The 5,752-nt window shown below is 68.0% G+C and carries 5 protein-coding genes; 3 read left to right on the forward strand and 2 right to left on the reverse strand.

Annotated features, from left to right (window positions below; genetic code table 11):
* The first annotated feature begins 44 nt into the window (after positions 1–44).
* On the forward strand, positions 45–851 hold the full coding sequence (locus ACFWF3_RS21725) for an S-methyl-5'-thioadenosine phosphorylase (RefSeq protein ID WP_378993607.1): 807 nt from the start codon (positions 45–47) through the stop codon (positions 849–851).
* Here ACFWF3_RS21725 and ACFWF3_RS21730 read toward each other — a convergent pair whose 3' ends face one another.
* Entirely contained in the window at positions 852–1,883 is a 1,032-nt protein-coding gene (locus tag ACFWF3_RS21730) for a GAF domain-containing protein (protein WP_379315045.1), read from the reverse strand.
* Positions 1,884–1,938: 55 nt separating this feature from the next.
* Here ACFWF3_RS21730 and ACFWF3_RS21735 point away from each other — a divergent pair, with 55 nt between their 5' ends.
* A complete protein-coding gene (locus ACFWF3_RS21735; RefSeq protein ID WP_379220350.1) occupies positions 1,939–2,499 on the forward strand; it encodes an NADPH-dependent FMN reductase in 561 nt (186 codons plus the stop codon).
* 48 nt (positions 2,500–2,547) lie between these two features.
* On the opposite strand, the gene eccE is transcribed toward ACFWF3_RS21735, so the two are convergent.
* Positions 2,548–4,191: a type VII secretion protein EccE gene (eccE, locus tag ACFWF3_RS21740; protein WP_379315046.1), complete on the reverse strand. Its 1,644-nt coding sequence runs from the start codon at positions 4,189–4,191 to the stop codon at positions 2,548–2,550.
* A 113-nt stretch (positions 4,192–4,304) separates the two neighbouring features.
* Between eccE and eccB the strand changes: the two genes are divergently transcribed.
* Positions 4,305–5,752: type VII secretion protein EccB (eccB, locus tag ACFWF3_RS21745; protein WP_379315047.1), on the forward strand; the 1,448-nt coding region annotated here is incomplete at its 3' end.

A 5,752-nucleotide genomic window follows, 5' to 3' on the forward strand; every position in this document is an offset into this window, starting at 1 on the left:
CCCCGGTGCTGCGCGCGGTCGGCCCGGGCGGAAGAATCGGCGCTATGAGTTCGCTTCCCCGGCCCGCACTCGCCGTTATCGGCGGCAGCGGTTTCTATGACTTCTTCGACCACGACGCGGTGCACGTCGAGGTCGACACACCGTATGGCGCGCCGAGTGCGCCGGTAGCGATCGGGGAGGTCGAGGGCCGCGCCGTCGCCTTCCTGCCCCGGCACGGCAAGCAGCACGAGTTCGCGCCGCACACCCTGCCCTACCAGGCGAACATGTGGGCGCTGCGTTCGCTCGGGGTGCGCCGGGTGTTCGCGCCGTGCGCGGTCGGCAGCCTGCGCGCCGATTGGGGTCCCGGCACCGTGGCGGTGCCGGATCAGCTCGTCGATCGGACCTCGGGTCGCCCGCAGACCTACTTCGACGGCGGCGGTGTCCACGTCTCCTTCGCCGATCCCTACTGCGATGATCTGCGCGCCGCCGCGGTGAAGTCCGCCGGTGACCTTCGGGTCGAGGATTCCGGCACGATGGTCGTCGTTCAGGGCCCGCGCTTCTCGACCCGCGCCGAGAGCCGCTGGTTCGCCGGGCAGGGCTGGGACCTGGTCAACATGACCGGTCATCCCGAGGCTGTTCTCGCTCGCGAACTCGAAATGTGCTACGCGGCAGTCGCTCTCGTCACCGACTTGGATGCCGGTCTGGAAGAGGGCGACGGTGTGCACGCCGTCGATGTGTTCGCCGAATTCAAGAAGAACCTCGGACCTTTCAAAGAGCTCATGCGACGTGCGGTCACCGCGGTCGACGACACCGGCACCTGCGAACGCTGCCGCGTGCACGCCGGGGTGTCGCTGCCCTTCGAACTGCCCTGATCACCCCGGCTGCGCGGTGACCTGCACCTGAGCGAGCAGGAAAGCAGGCGCCGCGCCGCCGCCGGGCAGCGGTGACACCTCGACGTCGACGGTGAGCCAGCCACCCGCCTCGGCGGCCAGCCGCAACCCGCTCAACCCGGCGCGCGTGGCGCCTGCCAGCACCTCGGCCCGCAGGGCGGCGATTCTGGGCCGGTCCTCGGGATGCGGGACGGTTCGCTCGTCGACTCCGCGCCATGTCAGCCCCGGCACCGGCTCGGTGACCCAGCGCACGGCGCGCACCTGGGCGGTGTCGACGATGACCAGGTACAGGCCCGGCTGGGACTCGCGCAGCAATTCCAGCGTCGCTGCCTCGAACGACTTGTTCTGTGGGGCAATACTGTCGGTGACATCGACGGACACTCCGCGCCACGTGAACCGCTGCTCGGCGTCGCCGTTGCGCGCGGCCACCAGCAGCGAACGCGGGCCGATCGCCGAATGCACGGTGGCGACGCCCGACCATCGGCTCCGAGGTTCCGAACGGTACAGCGTGGCAACGAATTCCAGCGCGCGATCGAAACGCTCGATCCGCTCGAACGGCTCGGCACCGCTGTATTCGACCGGGGCCGAACCGAAGTGGGGTCCGAGCCCGGCGGGATGAGTGCGGACCACGCGGGCGTACGCGTCGACCTGGAACGGGGCCACGCGAAGCTCGTCGGCCGGGACCTCCGGCCCCACCCACACCTTCACCGCATGTACGGACGAGTCCGGCCACAGCACCGGCACGGCCCGAAATCGCAACTCCGACCAGGGGTTGCGCGACTTCGGCAACATCTGCTCCACCGGCGCCCCGGTCTCGTGTGCGGCCGCGATCAACGGCTGCAACCGGGCCGGAACAGCCCGCTGATACGAGGCCCACTCGCGCGGCGCGGTACCCGCGGTCAACATCGACCAATCCCGCGACGTCCCCAACGTCTCCACCAACTGCCAACGTCCGATAATCACACGTGCGACCCCCTGCGCCCCATGAACGAAACCGACCGCCCTATCGTGCACGAGCCGGTCAGCGGCTCCGGTACCGGGGCATTTCGGGGTCGATAAGCTCGGCGGCATGAATGCACCGCTGCGGTTGGAGATCATCGTCGCCAGCACCCGGCCCGAACGATTCGCGCCCGTGGTGGCGGGCTGGCTGGTCACCGCCCTGGGGGAGCGGCCGGAATTCGAGGTGGGGGTGCTCGATCTGCGGGATCTGGCGTTGCCGGTGGACCTCACCGAGACGCCGGAGGTCGAGGCGTTCCGGGCCAGGTTGGCCGGTGCGGACGCGTTCGTCGCCGTCACCTCCGAGTACAACCACGGGTATCCGGCTTCGCTGAAGACCGCGCTCGACAGCGCCAAGCACGAGTGGCGGGCCAAGCCGATCGGGTTCGTGTCCTACGGCGGGTTGTCGGGTGGGTTGCGCGCGGTCGAGCAGTTGCGTCAGGTGGTCGCGGAACTGCACATGGTCTCGGTGCGCGAATCGGTGAGTTTCGCCCAGGCCAAACGCCGCTTCGACAAGACCGGCATGACCGACGACGACGCCGCGATCGACGCTTGCGATCGCATGTTGAACCAATTGGCCTGGTGGGGAACGACTTTGCGGGCAGCTCGCACGGTGGAACCCTATCCGGGCTGAGCCGGCGGTGGCATCGCCCGCGTGGTGACGCGAGCTACGGCGAACCGATCAGGCCGACGCCATCGCGCGCTGACCACGCGGCTGGCCGATGTAGGTCGACTCGCGCGGAATCGACACCAGCGTGAGGTTCACCCTGGTCGTTCCCGTACGCAGCACCACGCGGTTGCCGATCGCTCCCGGCTGGAAGATCTCCAGGTCGGGGCGAGAAGCGGGCCAGCCGTTCGGATCACCGGTGAGGTAGATCGTGGTGACACCGGCGTGCGGGGCGGGCGCGAGCACACCGTCCACCACCGTCGCGGTGAAACCCGCGTCGGACTGGTGTGTTTCGACGGCGATGGTCAGCCGCTCCGGATTACCGACGGTGGTCACCAACTGCTCCCAGGCCTGCGCCCGGTCGGTGCGCACCAGCACCCGCTCGCCCACAGCGAGCGCGCGGAACACCAACTGCTGGGCCAGATACAGCTCACCGGCGACGTACACGGTGGAGATACCGGCGCCGACGATCCTGGTGGCGACGCCGTTGCCCTCGTCGTCGGAGCCCAGCAGCTGCCCGCAACCCGACGACGGAAGGTGCAGCGCGCCGATGACGTCGATCGGGTACTCGATGGTCGGGATCGTGTCGTCGACACCGGGCACCGCGATCGGCAGGTGCGCCAGCAGTGCGTCGCGATGGCGTCCGCTCATCGACACCATGCCCTTGGACTTGGTCTTCTCGGGCAGCTCGCGCACGGTCAATCGCCATGCGGCGCCGACACTCACGGATTCGGCGTCGCTACCGGGACGCAACCGCACAGCGACCGTCGTACCCCGCGACGGCGCTACCCACAGCTGGGCGAGCAGATCCGAACCCAGCTGCTTGGGATCCACCGCACTGCCGATGTTCACCGCGTTGCCGATCTCGGCGTACTTCCACCGCTGACTCAGTGTGCGCGGATCAAGACCCGCGGTGATCTGCTGTACGGCCTTGCGGATCTCGGGGGCGGTGAGGATGCGTGCGTTGCAGTCGGCGTCTTCGAGCGTGCGCATGATCCGCTGGGTGGCGATGGTGACCGAGCGGGAAGCGCCGTCGGTGCCGCCACCACGACGAGCCGTCGCGTCCGGGCAGGCCACCGCGTCGAAGCTGATCGCGAGCCACACTGTGCGGTGCGCGGTCGCGGGCAGCGGGCCGAGCAGCGATTCGTAGATCGCGCCCGCGGGGGTGCCGGACCGGCTGCGGTGACCGTGGCTGATGATGTCGATCCCGCTGAGCAGGATGTCGTGCTGGTTGAGGCACGCGGCCAGTTCGGGCAGCGGCAACAGGTGTGAGGCGTGCACGGCGGTGCGCGCGATACGGGTCAGCCCGCCGCGCGGCGGCAGCACCTCGACCACGGTGACCACGCGGCTGCCGTCCCAGTACAGGCCGAGCGAGCGCCCGTCGGTGTCACGGAAGTCGACGGTGTCGCCGAGTGTGTAGTCGCGCTTGGCGGAATACCGGCGGATGGTCGAGATCCAATCGAGGATCGTGCGCTTGCCGATCGGGATCAGCGGCACCAGTGCCACCACGACGGCGATGGCGAGCGACATCAGCGCATCGATGCGGCAGATCAGCGCGACAACCCCCGCGATCAGGCCGAGGACCTGCGCAATGAGTAGGTGCGGCAGCGAAATCCGACCGAACAGCGGGCGCGGTCCCGCCCCGTTGAACTCAGCCATTCGTTCCTCCCCCAGGTACCCATTTGTCGATCGGCCGATGGCCGAATGCGAACAACTGCTGCCGGGAACTGTACTGTGTTGCCCGGACGAGAGCACTGTTCGGGGGAGGAACCATGCCTTCAAAACCCACAACGCGCTGGCAGGTCAGCGGATACCGCTTCCTGGTGCGGCGAATGGAGCACGCCCTGGTGCGCCGGGACGTGCGCATGCTGCACGACCCGATGCGCGCGCAGACCCGTGCCTACGTGGTCGGACTGGTGCTCGGCATCGTGGTCCTCGCAGGTTGTGGCGTGCTCGCGCTGCTGCGCCCGCAGGACAAGATCGGCGACAGCAAGATTCTTATCGCCAAGGAATCCGGCGGCGTCTACGTGGTCGTCGACAATGTGGTGCATCCCGCGCTGAACCTGGCCTCGGCCCGGTTGGCGGCCGGTGAGGCGTCCAAGGCGGCGATCGTCAAGGAGTCCGAGCTCGGGAAGAAGCCCCGCGGTCAGCTGATCGGTATTCCGGGCGCCCCGTCGTCGATCCTCTACGACAAGGGCGGCAAGGGCCGGGCGTGGACGGTGTGCGATCGGCTCAAGTCCGACGGCAGCGCCGATCTGACCACGTCGGTGCTGGCCGGTGACCCGAGTCTGGGCGCCAAGGCGTCGAAGGTCGAAGACGGTAAGGCCATGCTTGTGAAGGGCAAGGACGCGACCTATCTGGTCTACGACGGCAAGCGTGCTCGCGTGAAGATGGACGATCCCGCGGTCACTCTGGCGCTCGGCGTCGGAGGAACGACGCCGCGCCCGATCGGCGAGGGCCTGCTGAACGCGATTCCTGAAGTGTTGCCGTTGATCACGCCGACCATCAGCAATCCCGGTGGCACACCGTCTTACAGTGTGAGCGGGCACAAGATCGGTGATGTGGTCCAGGTCTTCAACGAGCCGAATCAGAACTTCGTAGTGCTGCAGGAAGGTCTGCAGTCGATTTCGACGATGACCGCGCAGATCATCCGAAACTTCTATCCGACGATGATGAACGGCACCACGATTCAGTCCACTGACTACACCTTCGCGCCGCATGTGGAGACGCTGAAGGTGCAGGACTACCCGCGCGATCGGCCGACGTTGATCACCGCCAAGGATCAGCCCGTCAGCTGCATGTCGTGGAAGCCGATCGCCGGCGCCACCGACAACGCCGACGCCACCGCCCGCGCCGAACTGACCCTGCTGACCGGCATCGACCTGCCGATCCCGGACAAGGCGAAGATGGTCGACCTTGCGCAAGCCGACGGTGCGGGCCCCAACGCCGACACGGTCTTCATCCCGCCTGCCTCCGGCGCGTACGTGCAGTCCACCGGCATCGAGCCGAACAGCCGTCGCAAGGACAGCCTGTTCTACATCGCCGACACCGGCGTCCGCTTCGGCATCAAGAACGCCGACGCGGTCAAGGCCCTCGGCCTCGAGGAAGTCAAGGCCGAACCTGCGCCGTGGCCGATCATCGGTCTGCTGGCCGGCGGGCCGAGCCTCGGGCGTGAGGAGGCCATGGTTGCCCATGACGGTGTGGCGCCGGACCTGTCACC

Source organism: Nocardia sp. NPDC060220 (assembly GCF_042727815.1).
Lineage (GTDB): Bacteria > Actinomycetota > Actinomycetes > Mycobacteriales > Mycobacteriaceae > Nocardia.

Coding starts and splice junctions, on each gene's coding strand:
- ACFWF3_RS21725 (WP_378993607.1), top strand. CDS start 45: ATGAGTTCGCTTCCCCGGCCCGCACTCGCCGTTATCGGCGGCAGCGGT.
- ACFWF3_RS21735 (WP_379220350.1), top strand. CDS start 1,939: ATGAATGCACCGCTGCGGTTGGAGATCATCGTCGCCAGCACCCGGCCC.
- eccE (WP_379315046.1), bottom strand. CDS start 4,191: ATGGCTGAGTTCAACGGGGCGGGACCGCGCCCGCTGTTCGGTCGGATT.